Origin of the sequence: Mesorhizobium sp. B1-1-1 (genome assembly GCF_006442955.1) — a bacterium.
Taxonomy (GTDB): Bacteria; Pseudomonadota; Alphaproteobacteria; order Rhizobiales; family Rhizobiaceae; genus Mesorhizobium.
Map to the genome: position 1 here is coordinate 290,643 of NZ_VFWW01000009.1, position 17,659 is coordinate 308,301.

17 protein-coding genes and 2 pseudogenes are annotated in these 17,659 nt (G+C 61.4%); 3 read left to right on the forward strand and 16 right to left on the reverse strand.

The genetic code is table 11. The features are described 5' to 3' along the window. Positions 1-217: 217 nt before the first annotated feature. From FJ986_RS30935 to FJ986_RS31195, 4 genes are all read right to left on the reverse strand, one after another. The gene (locus FJ986_RS30935) at positions 218-400 is read right to left on the reverse strand and encodes a hypothetical protein (protein ID WP_224656240.1); all 183 of its coding nucleotides are present in this window, start codon (positions 398-400) and stop codon (positions 218-220) included. A gap of 1,108 nt (positions 401-1,508) precedes the next feature. After that, positions 1,509-2,216 (reverse strand): glutathione S-transferase N-terminal domain-containing protein, encoded by a 708-nt coding sequence (locus FJ986_RS20675; RefSeq protein WP_140522747.1) that lies wholly within the window; start codon positions 2,214-2,216, stop codon positions 1,509-1,511. A 562-nt stretch (positions 2,217-2,778) separates the two neighbouring features. After that, positions 2,779-3,285 carry a DNA starvation/stationary phase protection protein gene (locus FJ986_RS20685; RefSeq protein WP_140501480.1) on the reverse strand — a complete coding sequence of 169 codons (507 nt, stop codon included), beginning with the start codon at positions 3,283-3,285 and terminating at the stop codon, positions 2,779-2,781. Between the two features lie 350 nt (positions 3,286-3,635). Beyond that, positions 3,636-4,118 (reverse strand): hypothetical protein, encoded by a 483-nt coding sequence (locus tag FJ986_RS31195; protein ID WP_318013163.1) that lies wholly within the window; start codon positions 4,116-4,118, stop codon positions 3,636-3,638. A 257-nt stretch (positions 4,119-4,375) separates the two neighbouring features. Here FJ986_RS31195 and msrA (FJ986_RS20695) point away from each other — a divergent pair. Further along, positions 4,376-4,905, forward strand: a pseudogene (gene msrA / locus FJ986_RS20695) (peptide-methionine (S)-S-oxide reductase MsrA). Positions 4,906-5,117: 212 nt separating this feature from the next. Here msrA (FJ986_RS20695) and FJ986_RS20700 read toward each other — a convergent pair. The 3 genes from FJ986_RS20700 to FJ986_RS31200 form a co-directional block, all read right to left on the reverse strand. After that, positions 5,118-5,651 carry a DUF1993 family protein gene (locus FJ986_RS20700; RefSeq protein ID WP_181165396.1) on the reverse strand — a complete coding sequence of 178 codons (534 nt, stop codon included), beginning with the start codon at positions 5,649-5,651 and terminating at the stop codon, positions 5,118-5,120. 1,161 nt (positions 5,652-6,812) lie between these two features. Continuing rightward, positions 6,813-7,730 carry an NADP-dependent oxidoreductase gene (locus FJ986_RS20705; protein ID WP_140501484.1) on the reverse strand — a complete coding sequence of 306 codons (918 nt, stop codon included), beginning with the start codon at positions 7,728-7,730 and terminating at the stop codon, positions 6,813-6,815. Positions 7,731-7,795: 65 nt separating this feature from the next. Next, complete coding sequence (locus tag FJ986_RS31200) at positions 7,796-8,368, reverse strand: zinc-binding dehydrogenase (RefSeq protein ID WP_347439607.1); 573 nt, start codon at positions 8,366-8,368, stop codon at positions 7,796-7,798. 729 nt (positions 8,369-9,097) lie between these two features. On the opposite strand from FJ986_RS31200, the gene FJ986_RS20715 reads away from it, so the two are divergent. Next, a complete protein-coding gene (locus FJ986_RS20715; protein WP_210239479.1) occupies positions 9,098-10,051 on the forward strand; it encodes an AraC family transcriptional regulator in 954 nt (317 codons plus the stop codon). A gap of 234 nt (positions 10,052-10,285) precedes the next feature. Here FJ986_RS20715 and FJ986_RS30940 read toward each other — a convergent pair. The 7 genes and pseudogenes from FJ986_RS30940 to FJ986_RS20750 form a co-directional block, all read right to left on the reverse strand. Further along, positions 10,286-10,523: pseudogene (locus FJ986_RS30940) on the reverse strand (SUMF1/EgtB/PvdO family nonheme iron enzyme); the annotation flags it as partial. 158 nt (positions 10,524-10,681) lie between these two features. Continuing rightward, complete coding sequence (gene msrA / locus FJ986_RS20725; RefSeq protein ID WP_140522743.1) at positions 10,682-11,194, reverse strand: peptide-methionine (S)-S-oxide reductase MsrA; 513 nt, start codon at positions 11,192-11,194, stop codon at positions 10,682-10,684. A 2-nt stretch (positions 11,195-11,196) separates the two neighbouring features. Then, entirely contained in the window at positions 11,197-11,649 is a 453-nt protein-coding gene (msrB, locus tag FJ986_RS20730; RefSeq protein WP_140501490.1) for a peptide-methionine (R)-S-oxide reductase MsrB, read from the reverse strand. A 250-nt stretch (positions 11,650-11,899) separates the two neighbouring features. Then, on the reverse strand, positions 11,900-12,631 hold the full coding sequence (locus FJ986_RS20735; RefSeq protein ID WP_140522741.1) for a peroxiredoxin family protein: 732 nt from the start codon (positions 12,629-12,631) through the stop codon (positions 11,900-11,902). After that, a complete protein-coding gene (locus tag FJ986_RS20740) occupies positions 12,628-13,563 on the reverse strand; it encodes a LysR family transcriptional regulator (RefSeq protein WP_140522739.1) in 936 nt (311 codons plus the stop codon). The genes FJ986_RS20735 and FJ986_RS20740 overlap by 4 nt, the downstream gene beginning before the upstream one ends. 171 nt (positions 13,564-13,734) lie before the next feature. Further along, positions 13,735-14,325, reverse strand: a complete 591-nt coding sequence (locus FJ986_RS20745; RefSeq protein WP_281405129.1) for a peroxiredoxin-like family protein — start codon at positions 14,323-14,325, stop codon at positions 13,735-13,737. 192 nt (positions 14,326-14,517) lie between these two features. Further along, complete coding sequence (locus FJ986_RS20750; RefSeq protein WP_140501498.1) at positions 14,518-15,465, reverse strand: LysR family transcriptional regulator; 948 nt, start codon at positions 15,463-15,465, stop codon at positions 14,518-14,520. A 113-nt stretch (positions 15,466-15,578) separates the two neighbouring features. On the opposite strand from FJ986_RS20750, the gene FJ986_RS20755 reads away from it, so the two are divergent. Then, a complete protein-coding gene (locus tag FJ986_RS20755; protein ID WP_140501500.1) occupies positions 15,579-16,124 on the forward strand; it encodes a carboxymuconolactone decarboxylase family protein in 546 nt (181 codons plus the stop codon). A gap of 183 nt (positions 16,125-16,307) precedes the next feature. Here FJ986_RS20755 and FJ986_RS20760 read toward each other — a convergent pair whose 3' ends face one another. Next, the gene (locus FJ986_RS20760; RefSeq protein ID WP_140522737.1) at positions 16,308-16,802 is read right to left on the reverse strand and encodes an OsmC family protein; all 495 of its coding nucleotides are present in this window, start codon (positions 16,800-16,802) and stop codon (positions 16,308-16,310) included. 161 nt (positions 16,803-16,963) lie between these two features. After that, the gene (locus FJ986_RS20765; RefSeq protein WP_140522735.1) at positions 16,964-17,650 is read right to left on the reverse strand and encodes an antibiotic biosynthesis monooxygenase; all 687 of its coding nucleotides are present in this window, start codon (positions 17,648-17,650) and stop codon (positions 16,964-16,966) included. Positions 17,651-17,659 lie beyond the last annotated feature (9 nt).

Below are 17,659 nucleotides of genomic sequence, written 5' to 3' on the forward strand. Positions count from 1 at the left end.
TTATCGTTTCCATTCCAGTCGCCCGGCGCGCCATGGAAGCGTTAATGCGGCGTAGAGCGTCGGCCGACAGTAAGTGCGGAGTGCACTTCAGGCGCACGACGTGACCGTGCTTCAGACCTTACGTCATCAGCTTATTCCCTAGCCACCCCACAAGAGCCGGATCACTTGCCGCGCGTTATGCCGGGGTGCTTGCCTTCAACATTCGGCGTCGCAGCCGTCAGGCGACCTCTTCGATCACGAGGTCCCTTCCATTGAACGAGACCGTGTCACCGGCGCGCTTGCCTTCCAACTCAGCATAGATCGGCGCTTGCGTGGAGATGCCCATAATTTCGTTGCCGTCGCACGCAAATTTGGCCGTCGGCACGGCAACAACGAAAAACCGACCGTGTAGCTTCAGCATTGCGCCTTCTTCGACCTTGCTCTTTGGTCCGAAGTCTATCGTCGAGCTTCTCGATCTTGTCGGAGTGCGAGTGAACAGTGTCGTCGAAGGCTTCAGACAGGTCGCTTGCGAGCTCCGCCTGCGCTTGTTCATCGTATTCGATCGGCTCACTTCTATCCAGCCGGGCGCTCGCGACATACTCCAGGTATTTTTCTCTCGCGCTCTCGAGGTCGCGCGCCTCGAGCGACAGCATTGTTTGCTTCACGATCTGCTTATTCATCTCACGTCGTTTTAAAGGAGGCGCCGCGGGCCGGCGCTGTGGTGACAGTGTCGGCAAGCCCGACCACTGCGCGCTCATTCGTTGTCGGGAACGTCAGCCCCCTGGTAAGGGATTCTCTCAACCCTGGAATCTCGTAGGATGCTGGCGACCAGACAGACGTAGGATTGCTTCACCGTGTCGAACCCGAGCATGGAGGATGACTGCCCTAACGGACACGGGGGGAAGTCAGGAAACCCGATGCGCAGCACAAACCGCTCGGGATCCCGATCGAATTCCTCCTTAAATATCTTTCGCAGGCCATATCGGCTCGCTATTTAGTCTCCGTTGTCGTGACGTGTGGGGCGGTTCGCGTTTAGCTGTTCGTCAAGCCCCCGCGAGCGCTCCTGGTCCAAGGCATCAAAGGTATCGATCAACAAGCCCTTGCTGCCGCCCCCCCTGTCGGTGATCGCATAGATGTTGGAACCGTCTCCCGCTTCGGGCGGGCTCTCGAACCTTATCGCGCCATCAACGCGGGCGCCGCCGCCACCTACGGGCTTCTCGGCAGTCAGGTCGTAGAGTTGGCCATCCTTATCCGGTATTTGTGGTCGTAGCCGCGTCTCAAGAGATCTGAAACAGCCACGACCATGTCCCTCGCGTCGAGGTTCATCTACATCCTCCTAGATTTTCGCCGCTCAGGCGGCAAAATATATCGGTCACAGGAACAGACCCGCGAACGCGACACCACACGACAAGTGGTCCCTAGACACCCCGCACCGAACGCTAAGTTTCGTAACAGACGTTGGGAAATGCAGTACTGTTCTGGTTTCCATTCTCGCAATTGCGGCCGGATGAGATCCGGTCGCCTCTGGTCTAGCCGTCGGCCGCGACGTAGTTCGACGGGAAGAGCGCACGCATCGTTTCCTCGTCGTTCACCTTCTTGAACTCGTGATCCGTTCCGACCGCACGCGCCCTCGCGACGGCGGGCCGACCATCGATTGCGGCGAACCAGCGTTTGACGTTCGGGAACGGCGCCAAGGGATCGTCGGCGCCCTTCATCACACGTGAGGCACGGTCTATCCAGCCCCAGGCGGACATGTCGGCGATCGTGTAGTCGGACCGGACGATATAGTCGCGGCCGACGAGTTGACTGTCGAGTACGCGATAGTGGCGCTCCACTTCGCGGCGATATCTGTTGACGGCGTAGTCCAGGCCGTCGGGAGCCGCAAACTGGAAATGCACAGCCTGTCCCGAGAAGGGCCCCAGGCCTGTTGCTAGGAAGAAAAGCCATGACAAAAGCTCACCCCGGTCGGCGGGCTGACCAAGGAAGCGGCCTGTTTTCTCGGCCAGGTACAGCAGAATTGCGCTGGAATCGAAAACCCGCACCTTTTTTCCGCCTGGGCCTTCTGGGTCGACGATCACAGGGACCTTGCCATTGGGATTGACGGCGCGAAATGAGGGCTGGTGTTGTTCGCCTTTGCTGGTGTCGACCGGCACCAGCTCATACGTTAGCTCAGACTCCTCCAAGAACAGGGCCACCTTGGCTGGATTGGGCGTAGGGTGGAAATAGAAGCTGATCATCGCACTCACCTTCAGGATTTCACAGACTGCGCACAAGGGCCGGGCGCCGGGTCGACGGAGCCACTGGACCAAGCCGCCGACGCCACATTGCCAATGCGTTCGTCCCTACGGAAGTGCCGCTGCATTATCGATTTCATTCCCGACCGCCTGACGCCTACACTCGATCGCGACCGGCACCACGACCTGCAGCCCTCGGCGAGCATCACCTTCGCGCCGGGTCCCGACGCCACGCCCGCGGCGCGGACGTCTCCTGACCCGCCCCCGATCACGAACAAGGTCGACATCGAATTCCACTTCACCGGAAGGCGCTGAAGCGGCGGGCGCCAGTCTCGACGCGGCTGGAGGTCACTGCAATTCGTCCGTGTCGCTCAACTCAGGCATCCGATCCATTCTGTGGGCGGTCGAAATGCGTGCGCTGACCGTATTTGTCCGCGCACGCCGATTTCCGCCTAGACCAGAGCTCACTCTGGATATGAACGAATGTGAGTCCTGGCGAACACGCCGCCGCTTCAGACTCGCGCCATCGTGTTTTGAACTTTCGGCTCAGTGCATCCGTCGATGATCAGTGCGGCTGCGCCGCCTCGCGCAAGAACCACGCGCGCTTCTCGGCGGCGTCTATGTACCCTTCGAGAAGGCTTGCCGTCGCAACGTCGTCCAACTCGTCGCAGAGCTTGTGCGCCAGCCGCATCGAAGCCGCCAAGGCCAAGTTGCCCTCCATGAGCTCGGCGAGCATAGCGACCGGTGCAACGCCATCGGCATCGTTGTCCGCAATGGTTCGCAGCCGCGCCGCCTGCCCAAGCGAGCGGATCGTCCTGCTGCCGGCCGCGCGGACGCGCTCCGCGAGTGGGTCGATCAGGTCGAGAATGTCGCTCGCCTGCTCGTCCAGCATGAGGTGGTAATCCCGGAAATGGGGGCCGCTCACGTGCCAGTGGAAGTTTTTGGTTTTGAGATAGAGCGACAGAGCGTCAGCAAGGAGCTGGTTGATTTTTGCCGCGAAGGTCGCAATCGAGTTTCGCACCGCCGGCTCGTCTCGCTCGCCGTTCGGCAGCTCTTGGACATTTGTTGTCATGTTGGCAGCCCTTTCATTGTCTTTGTACGTGGGAGTCCCTGGCGTGCGTGGAACGAGCGGGGAGGGCGCGTGCTCGTCAAACCGCCGGTTAGGGCGACGATCGCTTTATTGACGTTCTCGAGCGCATAGCCGCCGACCTGTTCGAGCGATGTGGAAGGTCCGGCATTTCGTCAGGCGCCACGCCGCACGCGACGATCCCAGGGCGGGGGGACGCAAACGCCTCGATCAAGTCGACTCGAGCAGCTTATGATGAGCCGTCTTCCACTGACGGAGTGTTGCCGTTCGATGTAGGCTTGCAGCCAAGTCATGCACGACGGGCGCGAGGCCCGTCGCCGATCAAGGGCTTCGGCCTAATGGTTCGCGCCGCCTAGCGGCTTTAGGTTCGCACAAAATTCCGCGTAAGGCTTGCTCATTGCCTCATCTTGGCACTCTTTCATCATCGCGTCCTGATCGCTCTTCGACATGCTTTTCCACGCGGCCTCGAATTCGGCCTTGGGCTTCATCGTTTTCATTCCTGCATCATTGAAAAACGGCGCCATCATCGCTGGCGAGTCGAGAGCGCCTGCGAAAGCCCCGCCACCAAGCGTTGAAAAAGCCAATGCTCCGAACAGAATGGGTCTCAGGTTCATTAGTAGGTGTCCTTCTGGTTTGCGGGAGTTCTTCTGCAATGTGTGTTTGCCCAGGATCGAAAATTGCGTTGTTTCTGGCGCGCTCAGATTTCGCCCGAAGCCGCCAATCCAGGCCAATGAAAACGTTGTATGGATTTCATGCCGGTCGGGAATTGTAGGCGACGAATTCTTCCACTTTCGCCAAAAGCAAATGATGTCAGACAAAGATCACGCTCATCAGATACCGGCGGTCAGCCTTCAAAACCGCCCAAGCCGCTTGTAAGTTCGTTCTCCGCTTTCCACGTAGCGAGCTGCACGTCAGAGCCGGTCGTGGAGGCGCCCTGTCGGAGGCTGGGTAGCAGGACTGTCCGTGACGACCTCATCCCGGCCGGTTATCGATTGGATGTCCGCTTTCTATGATCTTACCATGTCGGCGACCGGTACTCTCACTACGGCGTGTGGCCGGTCAGAGGAACTCCAACATGGCGACGGAAAAGGCGGTGTTGGCTGGTGGATGCTTCTGGGGCATGCAGGCCATGTCCCGGCGAGTGCGAGGCGTGGTCTCGACACGCGTCGGCTACACTGGCGGCGACCTCCCCAATCCGACCTACGGCAACCATCAAGCGCACGCAGAGGCAATCGAGATCATCTTCGATCCCGCGGTGGTAAGCTACCGGGCCATCCTTGAACGCTTCTTCCAGTTTCACGACCCGACAACCTACGAGCAGGAGCGACTTTGGACCAAGCTAGCTGCCATCTTCTACCCCCGACGAACGGCAGAAGGAGACGGCGCTCGCGACGGCCGCAGAAATCGATGTCTCTGGGTTGTGGCCCGGTCCTGTCACGACTGAAATCAACTCCGAGGAGCGGTTCTGGCAGGCCGAGGCCGAGCACCAGGACTACCTGCAACGGCACCCGGGCGGCCAAAGCTGCCATTATCCGGCCAAACTGGCGACTGCCGTCGGCTCGTGCATGCCAGGCGACGCGGACCGTCGAGGGACCGGAGGACTGAGGCGCCTTCCAGGAGCCTGCCATATCCCCTTGTGCCCGAACCTAAACGAGAGGGTCGATACCCGCAGCTCCCAGCTCGGCTATATCGGCCTCAAATTCAACTAAGCCTTGTCGCGCGCCAATGACCTCTCGCAACTCGCTCACTACTGATGTGCCTGGAGCTCGTTTCCAGGCTTGAAGGCATCGGCTGTTATCGTGCGTCGCGCCACCACCTCACGAGTAATCACCGCCGCTCTGCTGAGTGAGGTTACCGAGATAGTCGCGCTTCCCAATAGCCGCACCGAGCCGCCTGAGGATCGCGTGAGCAATCGAGATGTGGAAGAAGAAGTCAGGCAGAACCAGGTGCCGGATATAGTCGTCGCCGCCGTACCACCCGCGCACGATAGGCGGCGTCAGCTCGTATGTGTGGGACTGCGCGCCGGCAATTTCCTCCGGCTGCACGTTTTGTAGAAAGCCGCGCGTCTCAACGAGCCGCCCCTTCAATGCTGGATACATCATCGCCGTGGTGCGGGGTGCCGGCGGGTGGCGCTGCATCAACTTCGCCATGTGCGCGTCGACCTTGTTGCAGCTTACGGAGAACTGTCCTCCGAAAGACAGCATGCTGGGCGTGAGCCGTTCGCCAAGGATCCTCCCGGGATCGAATCCCTTGCTCCGCTCGAGCGCTTGAGCGTGGTCGAGATAATCATCCATCACGTTCAGGCCATGTACCATGACAGGGACAGTGATGTCATAGACCGAGAAGGACACGCCAATCTCCATGCGCTCGTTTGTACTTTGAACGTCCGTCGGACCCGAAAGGTCGCTGACGGGAACGAGTGGTCACAATAAGCCCATCAATCTTCCGATTTAGCCACGCCAGTCTGCCGGACTCGACATTGGCTCGGAGAAACCGCCGCAGCAGGTGAGCGCCTACGCGTGCGGCAGGCTGGAGCCGCTCCGCTGACCTGTGCGAGCGCCACTGCGGTGCCGGCGACCGGCGCAATGGCAACGCCCAGGCTGACAGTCCTCGGTAACTTCATTGGAGGTCTCCTTTGTCGCTCGCTGAAGACACTATGACTTGGCTGGCGAATTCAATCGCTTTGGAGGCGGCCACGCATCGCGACCGGGCGAATGGACGTCAGCATCCGACTCAACCGACGAAATTAGAAATTCCTTTTGGATATGCATTTGATAGGAATGGGATATCGTTGTCCAAAAGCTCCGGTCGCAACCGGCGTCGCGTCGGTCTTCGATCAGCCGTCGAGGAACGCACCGTACTCAGGGTGCGGCGCGGCGTAGGAAGACATGAAGGGGCACTTCGCGATCGCTCTTTTGCCGTCGCGTTGCAATGCTTCGAAAACGCCATGCGCCAGCCGCGATCCGTACCCAGGCCGGACAGCTCTTATGACACCAATGTGTGCAGGACGACCCCGCCGTCTTCGAATCTAGAGGCAATGCAAACCGGCTCATGGCGGATTGTCCCGGATCTCCCTTTTCACCTTCTGTCTCCTTGCTCATCAGCCTAACAAAGTTAGCAGCCAATAGGCGGTGGTCTGCCGGCAGACGGCGAGCGAAGCGTGTGCCTGGAAGCACGGCGATCGAATAACGCGGCGCAACGCCCCACCGTCAGGACGTTGGCAACGCGGGCCACGAAGACGCTTCGCAGCTCATAAGGCAATTTCTATCGACCGCTCTAGGACATCTCGGATCGCGCCGTTATCCATCAAGACCCATTGAGGAACTCCTTGCCACAAGCTTGCGGAGCCGCATTGTTTGGAGCCACTCCCTCGAATGGTGCATCGTCCGGTATGGCCCCCATGCGGACGAATCGGCTCCCGACCGTCACCCTGCACTCACGGCGACAGGAACGGTATGACCGGTAAGGATTAAGGCGTCGGCTGGCTGCGTGCATCGATCGGCACGTGTCTCTCACGGGCGAACGCGGATGACCGTTTTCCCCGCGCGTCGTTCGGTCGAGTTGAAGGCGGCGATCGCCTCGTCGAGGGGCGCGACTTTGCCGATGTTCGTCCGCAGCCGTCCGTCCCGCACCCGCTGGACGATCTCGCTCAGCTGGGCACGATCGGCTTCGACGACGAAGTCGACCGCCAGGCCCTCCACGGGCCGCGTCTCGGCCGGGCCGACGACGGTCACCAGCGTGCCTCCGGCTCGGATCAGCGCCGCGGACCGCTTCTGGATGTCGCCGCCGATGACATCGAACACCAGATCGACTGCGCGCACGTCTTCCAGGGTGTCGTTCTCGAGGTCGACGAATTCGTTTGTGCCGAAGTCGAGCGCCTTCTGGCGGTCGGCAGAGCGTCCGGTGCCAATGACGTAGGCGCCGGCCTCTCGTGCGAGCTGCGTCACCATCGACCCGACGGCGCCGGCCGCACCATGCGCAAGGACGCTCTGCCCCGCCTGAAGACGGCCGTGCTGAAACAGTCCCTGCCACGCGGTCAGGCCCGAGATCGGCAGGCTAGCGCCCACCGTGAAGTCGATATCGCCCGGCAATGGCGCGAGGTTGCGCGCTTCCATGGCTACATACTCCGCCAGGGTGCCGTCGCGATACCAATCGGCGAGGCCGAACACCCGCTGGCCCACCGACAGTCCCGTCGTACCGTAGCCCAGGGCGGTGACCACTCCGGCCAGTTCGTGCCCGGGGATCGATGGCGTCCGGTCGCCGTCGACGCGATCGGTCCAGGTCGAGGGCCACGTCAGCTCGGTCGGGACGAACCCCGACGCATGGATCTCGACGACGACATCGTTTATCGCCGCCTGCGGCTCGGGCCGCTGCACCAACTTCATCCCGGCCGTTCCTGCAGCCTGGTCCGTCACTACGATCGCTTTCATGGGAATTGTCTCCTCGGGTCTTTTGTCTGCTTAGCGGAAATGCTTCATCGATGAGCGCGATTCGCTCACGGACGAATGCGGATGATCGTCTTCCCCTTACGTCGCTCGGTCACGTTGAACGCGGCGATCGCCTCGTCGAGGGTTACGACTTTGTCGATGTTCGTCCGCAATCGTCCGTCCCGCACCCGTTGGACAATCTCATTCAGTTGGTCACGATTGGACTCGACGACAAAGTCGACCGCCAATCCATTGGTGGGCCGTGCTCCGGCCGGGCCGGCGATGGTCAGCGGGCGCGGTATCAGCGCTTCCGCAGGAAACATCACGTTGGCCGTTACCTCGACGAAGCCGGCTTCGTTCCGGCCGAATGAAAGATAGAAGGGCGTTGGCGATGGCAATCTGGTGGCGATAGTACTCGCGGAAGCATCCACGGCTTGGGAGGAGGTGGGTTGGGATGCTTCCGCGAGAGCGGCGATCTTTGCCGCCGTTCCTGCCAGGACGCCCGGCGCCAGCGAAGCAGCGCCCGCGGGGAGCGGCAACGTCGAGAAAGCCGCGACGGACGTATGGAAAATTTTGTCGCTCTGTTCGTTGCTCAGGAAGTTGCAAACCACTTTTTGGTCGCGGCATAATCGCGAGTCCATAGAGCGCTCCTTTGCAGCCCACGCGCGACGCGCTGCAATAAATTCAATCGATGTCAAGGCGGCCGCGTGTGCTCGGCCGGCCCAGCCAGACTCAAAGATCGGACGCGGCGGACGAAATTAGAAATTCCCTTTGGACATGCTTTCGATAGGCGCGAGGTATCGTCATCCAAAGGTGCCATGCTCACAATTGCCCAGGGCCGTTGCAAGGACGCTCATTGCCGGACTGTCCCGGATACTGTCGCAGACCGAGGAGCCGCGTGGCCGCGCGGCACGCACAGTGTAGGTATGACGCTGACGTCCGATACTGGTGCGTCGCGATCGGTCGGTCGCGAATTCGGCCGTGCGACCGAGACTCGGGGCTTCCTGTTGAGGCGCCTGGGCATCGGTTTGTGTGAATTTATAAAGTTTGCCGGTCGCTGAGACGCTCAGCAGGATCATTCATGTTGCGCCTGAATATATCTAATTCGACTTCAGCCACTACTCCGTCAGCTGCAACTGAGTGATTGTTCAGCGTCTTCAGTTGAAGGCAGTGAAGATCGAACCGATCAATCCCACATCAGGTGGGAGCGTGAATGGCCCTTCGCCCGGTTGCGCAGGCCGAAGGCGTGGGCGAGATGGCATCGTCCCGCTGTCTCGCAGTCGAGCTGGGCCTGAGCACCATAAAGAAGGCTTCTGGACGTGGCAGGCGAGCCGTTCTGGCGTATATCGCGACAAGACCTCGACAAGTTGATGACCACTTTGGACGTCACCCTAGTCAGCCTGTCGGAGTGCACGCTTGCGGCGGGAGCCCACTTGGCGGTTGCCCGCGCGGCAACCTCCACCATCCACTACTGCTTTCGAGGCGCCGGGTTCATTCTCCGTGATCATGAAACGCCCATACGCCTGATACCGCACACGCTGGTAGTCGTCCCTCCTGGGCGAGCGATGACGATCACCGCAACGGAGCATCCGATCGCACTAAGGAACGCCGGCAAACACAACAACGGCGGCTTCACACTGGGGTCGTCTCAGCGGCACACCGTCGGAGACGGTGATCCGACACTGGTGCTTGCGTGCGGGGCCTTCCGGGCCACTTATGGTCCGGCGCTCGACTTGTTCGCCTCCTTGGCAACGCCCATTGTCGAGAGGTTCGACGTGCACGACCAGCTCGACCAAGTGATGACCTACGCGATGGCCGAGCTCGCAGCCCAGGAGGTTGGTGGAGGGCCGATGTCGGCGGCACTGCTGAAACTTGTTCTCCTCGCATTGCTCCGGCGCAGCCTGGTGTCGACGAACGCGTGGGTGGAGCGGTTTTCGAACTTGAGCGATCCTCCGATCGCACGGGCATTTGCCGAAATGGCCTCGCGCCCATCCGCGCCGCACACTGTCCAGAGCTTGTCTCATGCCGTCGGTCTCAGCCGCTCGGCTTTTATGGCTAGGTTTTCCGCCGCCTTCGAAGAGTCTCCAATGTCATTGCTCCGCCGCGTGAGGATGCGTCACGCGGCGGACCTGCTCGCGGCCAATGCGCTGTCTGTCGATCAGGTCGCCCTGAACGCCGGCTACCAGAGTAGAAGCAGCTTCACGCGCACTTTCCGCAGATATTACGGCAGCGACCCATCAGAGTACCGCGCCAAGGCGCAGCGAGCCTGGTCCAACAGCGCTACGCCGATCGAAGACGCGATCGAGGAATCCGACGCAGCCTGACGCCGGTGTTCGCTCCGGGATTGCGTAGGCGCGACCGCGGTAAGGTGCGCTGGACGCACCAGCGCCCCCAGCAGCCACGGGACGCTTTGAGACATCAAGGCTTTCAGGTGGTACACGAAGATCATCACGGCTCCGCGTTTTCTCTCAGCCGAGGCGACGTCGCGGAACTCACAGAAGGCTTTCGGCGATCCTCCGGCGGAGCGCCTTCAAGTCGTTCGCGAACAGGCGGACCGAGCTGTCCGCCGCCAAGCGAAGTCCTGAGAATTGCCAACGCGTGTGCCGGAAAGAAATTGCGATAGCTCGCGCGGAGGTATCCCGGCGGCGTCACGCAAGATCCGCCGCGTAGAACGAACTGCCCGGACATGAACTGCCATTGTATTCGCCGACCGCGCCCTCGACCGCGCGGAACCCCGGTGAGGCGAGGACGGGCTGTGCGTGTCCATTCCCAGGCGTCGCCGAACATCTGATGCATCCGCGCTTGGAATCTGAAAGCTGTGTCCGGCCGTCCAAATCTCGCAGCCTTGTCGTGTGTGGGCGACTTCGCGGCGGCGGGAATATTTAACAAAACGGTTTGTGAGGCACATGCAGTCAAGATGTGCCCGCCGCAGGTCACACGTACCGCAGCCGCCCTCAGGCGGCGTTCCTTCGCGGCAACTTCCAACCCGGCCGGACGAAGTGACAGGTGTAGCCGTTCGGGTAACGTTCCAAGTAGTCCTGGTGCTCGGGCTCCGCCTGCCAGAAATCGCCAGCGGGATAAATCTCGGTCACGACCTTGCCCGGCCACAGTCCTGAGGCTTCAACGTCGGCGATCGTGTCTTGCGCGACGCGTAGCTGTTCGTCGTTGGTGTAGAAGATCGCAGACCTGTAGCTCGTGCCGCGGTCGTTCCCCTGCCGGTTGGGCGTGGTCGGGTCGTGTATCTTGAAGAAGAACTCCAACAGGTCGCGGAAGCTCGTCTTGCTTGGATCGAAGATGATCTCGATAGCTTCTGCATGCGTGCCGCGATTGCGATAGGTGGCGTTCTTGACGTCACCGCCGGAATATCCGACCCGTGTCGACACGACGCCGGGCAAACGCCTCATCAGCTGCTGCATTCCCCAGAAGCAACCGCCGGCAAGGATCGCTCGTTCTGTACTCGCTGCCATTGTCAGACCTCCTGTTTTGCAACGGGCTTCGCGTACTGGCCGTACCCTTCGCTCTCCATTTGATCGCGGTGGATGAAACGAAGGGAGGCCGAGTTCATGCAGTATCTCAACCCGCCCTTGTCGAGCGGTCCGTCCGGGAAGAGGTGGCCCAAGTGGCTGTCGCCGTGCTTGGAGCGGACCTCGGTCCGTGTCATGCCATGCGAGCTGTCGTCCTTCTCTACGACGTTCGCGGCCTCGAGAGGCCGCGTGAAACTCGGCCACCCGGTGCCGCTGTCGGACTTGTCGAAAGATGCGAACAGCGGCTCGCCGGAAACCACGTCGACGTAGAGGCCAGGCTCCTTGTTGCCCCAGTATTCGTTGGCAAAAGGGCGCTCGGTCCCGTCAGTCTGCGTGACGCGGTGCTGCTCCGGAGTCAGCTTCGAGACCGTCGCTGGGTTTTTCCTATAGGTCGGCATTTCGCGGAGCTCCTTCTCGCGCAGGCTGGAAGAATAGGTAGCGGGTTGGCGAGCGTCTAATCACCTCGGGCTATCGAAACGATGCCATCGACGCAGCGCAAGCGGCAAGAAGCACTGCTTTGGCGAGCCGTCGGTCGGAGTGATTCCGTCCTCGACATGCTTGTTCAAAGCCGTCGATCCCTGTCGGGGCGACGCGCCCACCGGCCGCGGTCCGCAACAGGTCGTGGTGTTGGGTGGCGGACCCCTCCGGCTAAGACGTGGAAGCGGCACGGCGCAGCGAGGCCAAGATTTGCGCCGGCTCCGCCCGCATCGTGAAGTCGGGTTCGACGGACGCGCTGCGGATCCGGCCCTCCGTGTCGATGATGTAAGTCGCGGGAATGGGCAGCATCCAGACTGGCGAACCGTGCCGCGCACCGAAGTCGAAACCGAGCCCGGAATAGTGCGCTTTGATTTCGTCAGGCACCCGGAACAATATGCCATACGACAACGCAACGCCGTAGTCGACGTCAGACAGTACCTTCAGGTCTAGGCCCAGACTTCGCTTGAGTTGCCGCGGGAATTGTCCCGTCTCGGGTGTCACGACCGCGAGAGTTGCGCCGACGCTCTCAAACTCCTCCTTCGCCGCCTGAAGGGCGCACAGCTCGGCGGTGCAGAACGGACACCAGTCTCCTCGGAAGAAACTCAGGACGAGGGGGCCGCCCCGGCGCAGCTGGTCGGAGGAGTGAAGACGACCGTCCGCGTCCGGAAGGAGGAAGTCCGGCGCGGCATCTCCGACCTTCAACGCGTACGATACCACGTCTATATCGCGAAGCCAGCCCACGAGGTGGTTGTATGACGCCCAGTCCGCTTCGCTGAACCTCGTCAACAGCTCCGAACGAATCTGGGCGAGTGTCTTGTCGATCTGGCTTGGCATCCGTTTGGCGTCAAACTGCGGATCGGTTGGCTGGAAGCGGTTGGCCGGCGGCGTGCGTGCCGCGGTCATGCCGGCACGCCCGCCGCCTTCGGAAACGTTGGGTCCAGCATCCCGCGATGGGGGACATCGATCGACCAGTCGCGAAGCCGCGCGACCTTGACAAAAGCGTCCAGCGCCGGCGAGTAGCGGCGCCCCTGCACAGCCAGCAACCGGACTTCCCGCCAAACCTGATCGCCTTCGAGCGGAATGGTCTTGAGTGAGGGAAGGCGCGGCATGTGCTCTGGTGCGAGCATCACGCCGAAGCCAGCCGCCGCCATGTGCTGCAGGTGCAATTCATGACCGCTGCAGTGGCCGAGATGGGGTGGTCCCTTTGGAAAATACGTCTGTTGGATTTTTGGGGCGACGTCGCATCCCGCGCGATCCAGCAAGACGGTCTGTCGGAGGTCGTCGATACCGATCGATAGACGGTTCGCCAAGCGGTGTGTTGGCGCGAGAACTGCGACGTAGCGCTCCTCGAATAGCAACCAGTCGTCGATGCGGGCGGGCATGTCGGGCACGTCACCGACGATTGCGGCGCTGATCTCCCCCTCAAGCAATAAATCGACGAGTCTCTGCGCTACACCCTCGTACAGCTCCACGTGAAGTCCAGGCACGAACTTTGCAATCTCCGCGATCGGATCGAGCACGAGCGACGCCGAGATGGAGGGGGCGAGGCCGATCTTCAGTGGTGCGACCTCCTTGCGCTGGAACTCCTGGGCTCTGCGACACACCGCCTCCGCCGAGGACAATGTGCGTTCCAGCATCGGAAGGACTTCCTTTCCGAGGTCGGTGAGCTGCGTCAATTGGCGCTCACGGTAAATCAATTCGCCGCCGAGCTCCTGCTCAAGCTTCTGCACCCCCTTTGTCAGGGCGGGCTGCGTTACGTTGCACTGCTCGGCCGCGCGAGTGAAGTTGAGGGTGGCCGCGACGGCGAGGAAGTAGCGGACTTGATGAAGCTCCATGTGTTTTCTCCGTCAAGTGGCTGACCATTATGATGGCGAGGTTATGCACCCGGTGGCGTGCGGGGCACGCCGTAACAACGGAGCATGGATGCCACTTGCAGGCGCACGTTGGAATGGCCGGGTCTATTCGTTTGGACGCCCGGACACGCTTTCTGGAGCCCCAGAAAGCGGCTAGTGCGCAGCGAGGTTGGCGAGGACCGGAATCAGATCGCACGGGTCGCCGCGTCGCGTATAGTCGACACTGATATCGGCGTATTTGATCGTTCCGTCGGGCGCAACGACGTACCGGGCCGGCATAGTCAACGTCCAGCTCGGATCGCCGTTGAAGGTCGCGAGATCTATGCCGCATTCCTTCTCGACGAAACGCAGTTCGTCGGAGGCCCTCCAGCGTAGGCCGAAAGCGTGCGCGACCTTGCCACCCGCGTCGACCAGGCTCGCGAATGAAAGGGCATTCCACCTCTGCGTCTCAAGGCTGTTGTGGGCCGTCTGTTGTGAGATGACAACCAGCGAGGCGCCGAGGCTGCGTATGTCGTGAGAGCACGCCTCGATCGCGCGAAGGTCGACTGTGCAGTAGGGACACCATCTCCCCCTGTAGAAGAAGAGAACCATCGGGCCTCGACGCAGCGCCTCGCATGATGAGAATGCCCGGCCATGCCCATCATGCAGCCGGAACGGAGGGGCTTGATCCCCGGCCTGCGCGGCCCGCTCGGCCAATCCGGATGTGGCAAGCGCTTCCACCGCCCGTTGCCGAACCAGCGTCACGTTCGGCGGGGTCCTGGCCAAATCCTCGGCTCTAACGGCGTCCAATTCGTCTTGGAGTAACATCTTCGGCTCGTCGCGCGCGGCCCGGCATGCCACTAGCATAATCGCTGGTGCAGCGTGGCTCCGGTAGTCTTGCCGCGCGAGTTTGAGTTATTTTTCTCATGCATGAATGATCGCCCGAGAGAGAGTTGGCTACTTCGTCGTTTTTGCGCATATCTTTGGCGCGGAGAGCTTGGCCAGGTCGGCCGCAAGCGACTTGCGCAGCCGAGAAGCGGCGAACTCCATGAAGCGCCGCAGCTTGAGGGGCAGGATCGCCTGTCCGGTGTGCACCAGATGCACCGGGATCGGGTCAGGCTCGTAGTCCTCCAGGATGATCCTGAGCTTCCCCGCGGCCACAGGCCTCGCGATTTGGTAAGAGAGCACGTTCGTCACGCCGACGCCGGCGAGCGCCGCGTCGATCGCGGACTCCGCCGTGTTGATCTTCAGCCGACAGTAGGGACGCACGCTCCTCGTCGCCTTGCCGCGCGGCTTGAAAACCCACGTCATCCCAGCTGCGAGTGCCGTGAACGTCACGCACATGTGCTCGGCCAGGTCGTCAGGCGTTTTCGGGACGCCATGGGCGGCGAAATAGTCGGGGCTGCCGCACACCACACGCCTGATCTCGCCCACCTTCGTCGCGACGAGTGTGCTATCGGGCAACATGCCGACGCGGACGGCCAGGTCGATGTGCTCGTCGACGATGTTGATCGTGTGATCGGTGAGCGTCAGTTGAATGCTGATCTGCGGGAAACGCGCGAGGAATTCATTCACGACAGGCACTACGTGGAAGCGCCCAAAGACAATAGGCGCGGTCATCGTGAGCGTACCGCGCGGGACTGTGTACTCCCCAGAGGCCTGCGATTCGGCTTCCTCGACCTGTTCCAGGATGCGTTTGCAGGCGGCGACGTAGGCGAGCCCCGCTTCGGTCAGGGACAGTTTCCGCGTCGATCGGACCAGCAGCTGGGTATTGAGGTGGGTCTCCAATTCGGCGACCTTCCGACTGACGGTCGGTAGAGGGACGCCGAGCTGACGGCCTGCCGCGGAGAAACTGCCGGCCTCCGCCGACCTTACCAAAAGCGACATTGCTTCAAACCGGTCCATTTCTCTCACCCTCCGAGAGGCCATTTCTCACGATTAGGCAATTATGGCGCCGAACGGCAGAGGCTACCACAGCAATTCAAAAACCGAGCCGGCCAGAGTCCAACGGAGAAGAAATGTCCCGCATCGCTATCCCGGGTCGCGACGACGCGCCTGCCGAATCCCAGCCAATCCTCGACAACATCAACAAGATGCTCGGCTTCGTACCGAACCACTATCGCCTCATGTCCATCAGTCCGAACGTTCTGGGCGGCTGGGCCGGTCTGATGGGGTCGCTGTCCAAGGCCCTCGATCTGAAGACCCGGGAGGGCATCGCGCTCGCGGTTTCGGAGGCAAATGGCTGCGACTATTGCCTTGCAGCGCACAGCTATGTCTCAACGAACCTCGCGAAGATCCCTCCGGAGGAAATCGATCTAAACCGGCAGGGCCGATCGAGCGACTCCAAGCGCCAAGCTGCGGTCGCCTTCGCGAAGGCGCTTATCGAGACGCGCGGCAAACTCTCCGACGCCCAGTTTGCGGCGGTCAAGGATGCGGGCTGGACGGATGCTAGTACCCTCGAAATGATCGCGCTGACTGCTCAGTTCCTGTTGACCAACTTCGTGAACAATGCAGTGCGGACCCCGATTGATTTTCCGGAGGTGAGGCCCGCGAAGGCAGTCTAACGCCAGGTGACGCCGCTCTCCGGCGCTCGACGCGACGATGCCGATGCGTTCGCCGTCTACCTCGCGGCCCGCTAGCAGATGATTTCAGGTCGAATCGACCTGAAATCTGAATTCGTCTCTAAATCGGAGAAGTTGAGCATGGTGTTGCCCGAAAACCGCTTCACATTCTTCGGCATTATGCCTCTAGTCGGGGTCGATGTTCGGGATCGGAAGCTTGCGCAAGTCGTCGTCATAGCTAGCCGCTCGCCCGACGCTGACGTTGTCGTTCGTGCGGATGTCGGCGCTGAGGCCAAGCGTCCGCCCCACCGGACACATGTCCGCGGCCTGCATCAGTTGGGCACGTTCCTCGTCGCTCAGGTTTCCTTCGAGCCGGATGGAACGCTCGAAGGAGTCGCGGCTGCCCTCGATGCCGTGGTGATATGAAACAGCCACCTCGACATGAGAAAGCGGGAATTTCCGCCTTCGCGCCTGCAGCCGTATCGTCATCGCTGTGCACGCGGCGAGCGAAGCGCTGAGCAGCTCGTAGGGGTTTGCCCCGGCCGTGATGCCGCCCCTCCCATTGAGGCCGCCAATGGAGAATTCCGATGCGCCGGCGCGGCCGTTGAGCGCGCCGGCGCCGTCAAGATCGCCGCCTACCACGGCCTGCGGGTGGGGAGCGCCATCATTCGAGTTCGTCATCGTGCTTTCCTTTCAGGTTTCGACAGGGCCTTTTGGCAGGCCCGCCTTGACCAGGTATCGTAGCTACGGCCTCGCGAGCGCGACCTGGCTCCCCCGCGGCCCGCACTTTTGCGAACGTAGGGTTTATCACGCTGCGGGTCGACGGTTCCCGACAGTGGGTATCAGGCGTGGAGGGTCTCGCCACCTTCGGCATCCGCGTAGTACTGAGGCGCCTCGCGACGGTCATACTTTCCGTAGTCGCGCACGATCCGCACTCTTCGGATCCTGGCCTTGTTATTCGGCGCAGAAGCGTCCTCATAAGCCTGCGCGGCAGCGGCGTTCTTCCACGATATGAGGAGAATCAGGTCGCCGGGCGTGAGTACGGCGTCAAAGATGTCCCAGAACGTGCTGTCGGCGGCCCACGGATTCAGGCCAAGCCACTCGGCACAATCGTACGGGTTGTTGGTTTGCTTCCACTGCGCGGGGCGAGTCGCGTTGATCAGCGTAACCGTCGTGCCCTCCCCAAATTCAGTCTCATCGAGCCTTTGCTCCGTGAGGGCGTACCCCGTCGGCAGCTGATTGTCGGCAGTGATCTGACCCACGCGCAGGTGGTAGTCGGCGAGGATTTCGTCGCGGCCTTTCTGCTGGAGTTCGTGATGATGCCTGCGGGTGCGCCAGCGCACGAGCGACTTCTCGTCCCGCCAGTTCGAAAGCGAAAGGATCCAGCCCTCGCGGATCAGGCTCTTGTAGCGGATGTTGTCGACGAAGCCCTCTTCCTGCTCCAGCTCGGGGCGCAGCATCTTGGCGCTGTCGAGGTAGTCATCCCAGTTCTCTTTATTGGGGAGGACTTCGAAAATCACTGAAAACATGTTCGTATC

Coding starts and splice junctions, on each gene's coding strand:
- FJ986_RS20740 (WP_140522739.1), bottom strand. CDS start 13,563: ATGGAGCTTCATCAAGTCCGCTACTTCCTCGCCGTCGCGGCCACCCTC.
- msrB (WP_140501490.1), bottom strand. CDS start 11,649: ATGCCGACCTATAGGAAAAACCCAGCGACGGTCTCGAAGCTGACTCCG.
- FJ986_RS20760 (WP_140522737.1), bottom strand. CDS start 16,802: ATGACGAACTCGAATGATGGCGCTCCCCACCCGCAGGCCGTGGTAGGC.
- FJ986_RS20705 (WP_140501484.1), bottom strand. CDS start 7,730: ATGAAAGCGATCGTAGTGACGGACCAGGCTGCAGGAACGGCCGGGATG.
- FJ986_RS30935 (WP_224656240.1), bottom strand. CDS start 400: ATGCTGAAGCTACACGGTCGGTTTTTCGTTGTTGCCGTGCCGACGGCC.
- FJ986_RS20675 (WP_140522747.1), bottom strand. CDS start 2,216: ATGATCAGCTTCTATTTCCACCCTACGCCCAATCCAGCCAAGGTGGCC.
- FJ986_RS31200 (WP_347439607.1), bottom strand. CDS start 8,368: ATGGACTCGCGATTATGCCGCGACCAAAAAGTGGTTTGCAACTTCCTG.
- msrA (WP_140522743.1), bottom strand. CDS start 11,194: ATGGCAGCGAGTACAGAACGAGCGATCCTTGCCGGCGGTTGCTTCTGG.
- FJ986_RS20685 (WP_140501480.1), bottom strand. CDS start 3,285: ATGACAACAAATGTCCAAGAGCTGCCGAACGGCGAGCGAGACGAGCCG.
- FJ986_RS20735 (WP_140522741.1), bottom strand. CDS start 12,631: ATGACCGCGGCACGCACGCCGCCGGCCAACCGCTTCCAGCCAACCGAT.
- FJ986_RS20750 (WP_140501498.1), bottom strand. CDS start 15,465: ATGGACCGGTTTGAAGCAATGTCGCTTTTGGTAAGGTCGGCGGAGGCC.
- FJ986_RS20765 (WP_140522735.1), bottom strand. CDS start 17,650: ATGTTTTCAGTGATTTTCGAAGTCCTCCCCAATAAAGAGAACTGGGAT.
- FJ986_RS20715 (WP_210239479.1), top strand. CDS start 9,098: ATGACCACTTTGGACGTCACCCTAGTCAGCCTGTCGGAGTGCACGCTT.
- FJ986_RS20755 (WP_140501500.1), top strand. CDS start 15,579: ATGTCCCGCATCGCTATCCCGGGTCGCGACGACGCGCCTGCCGAATCC.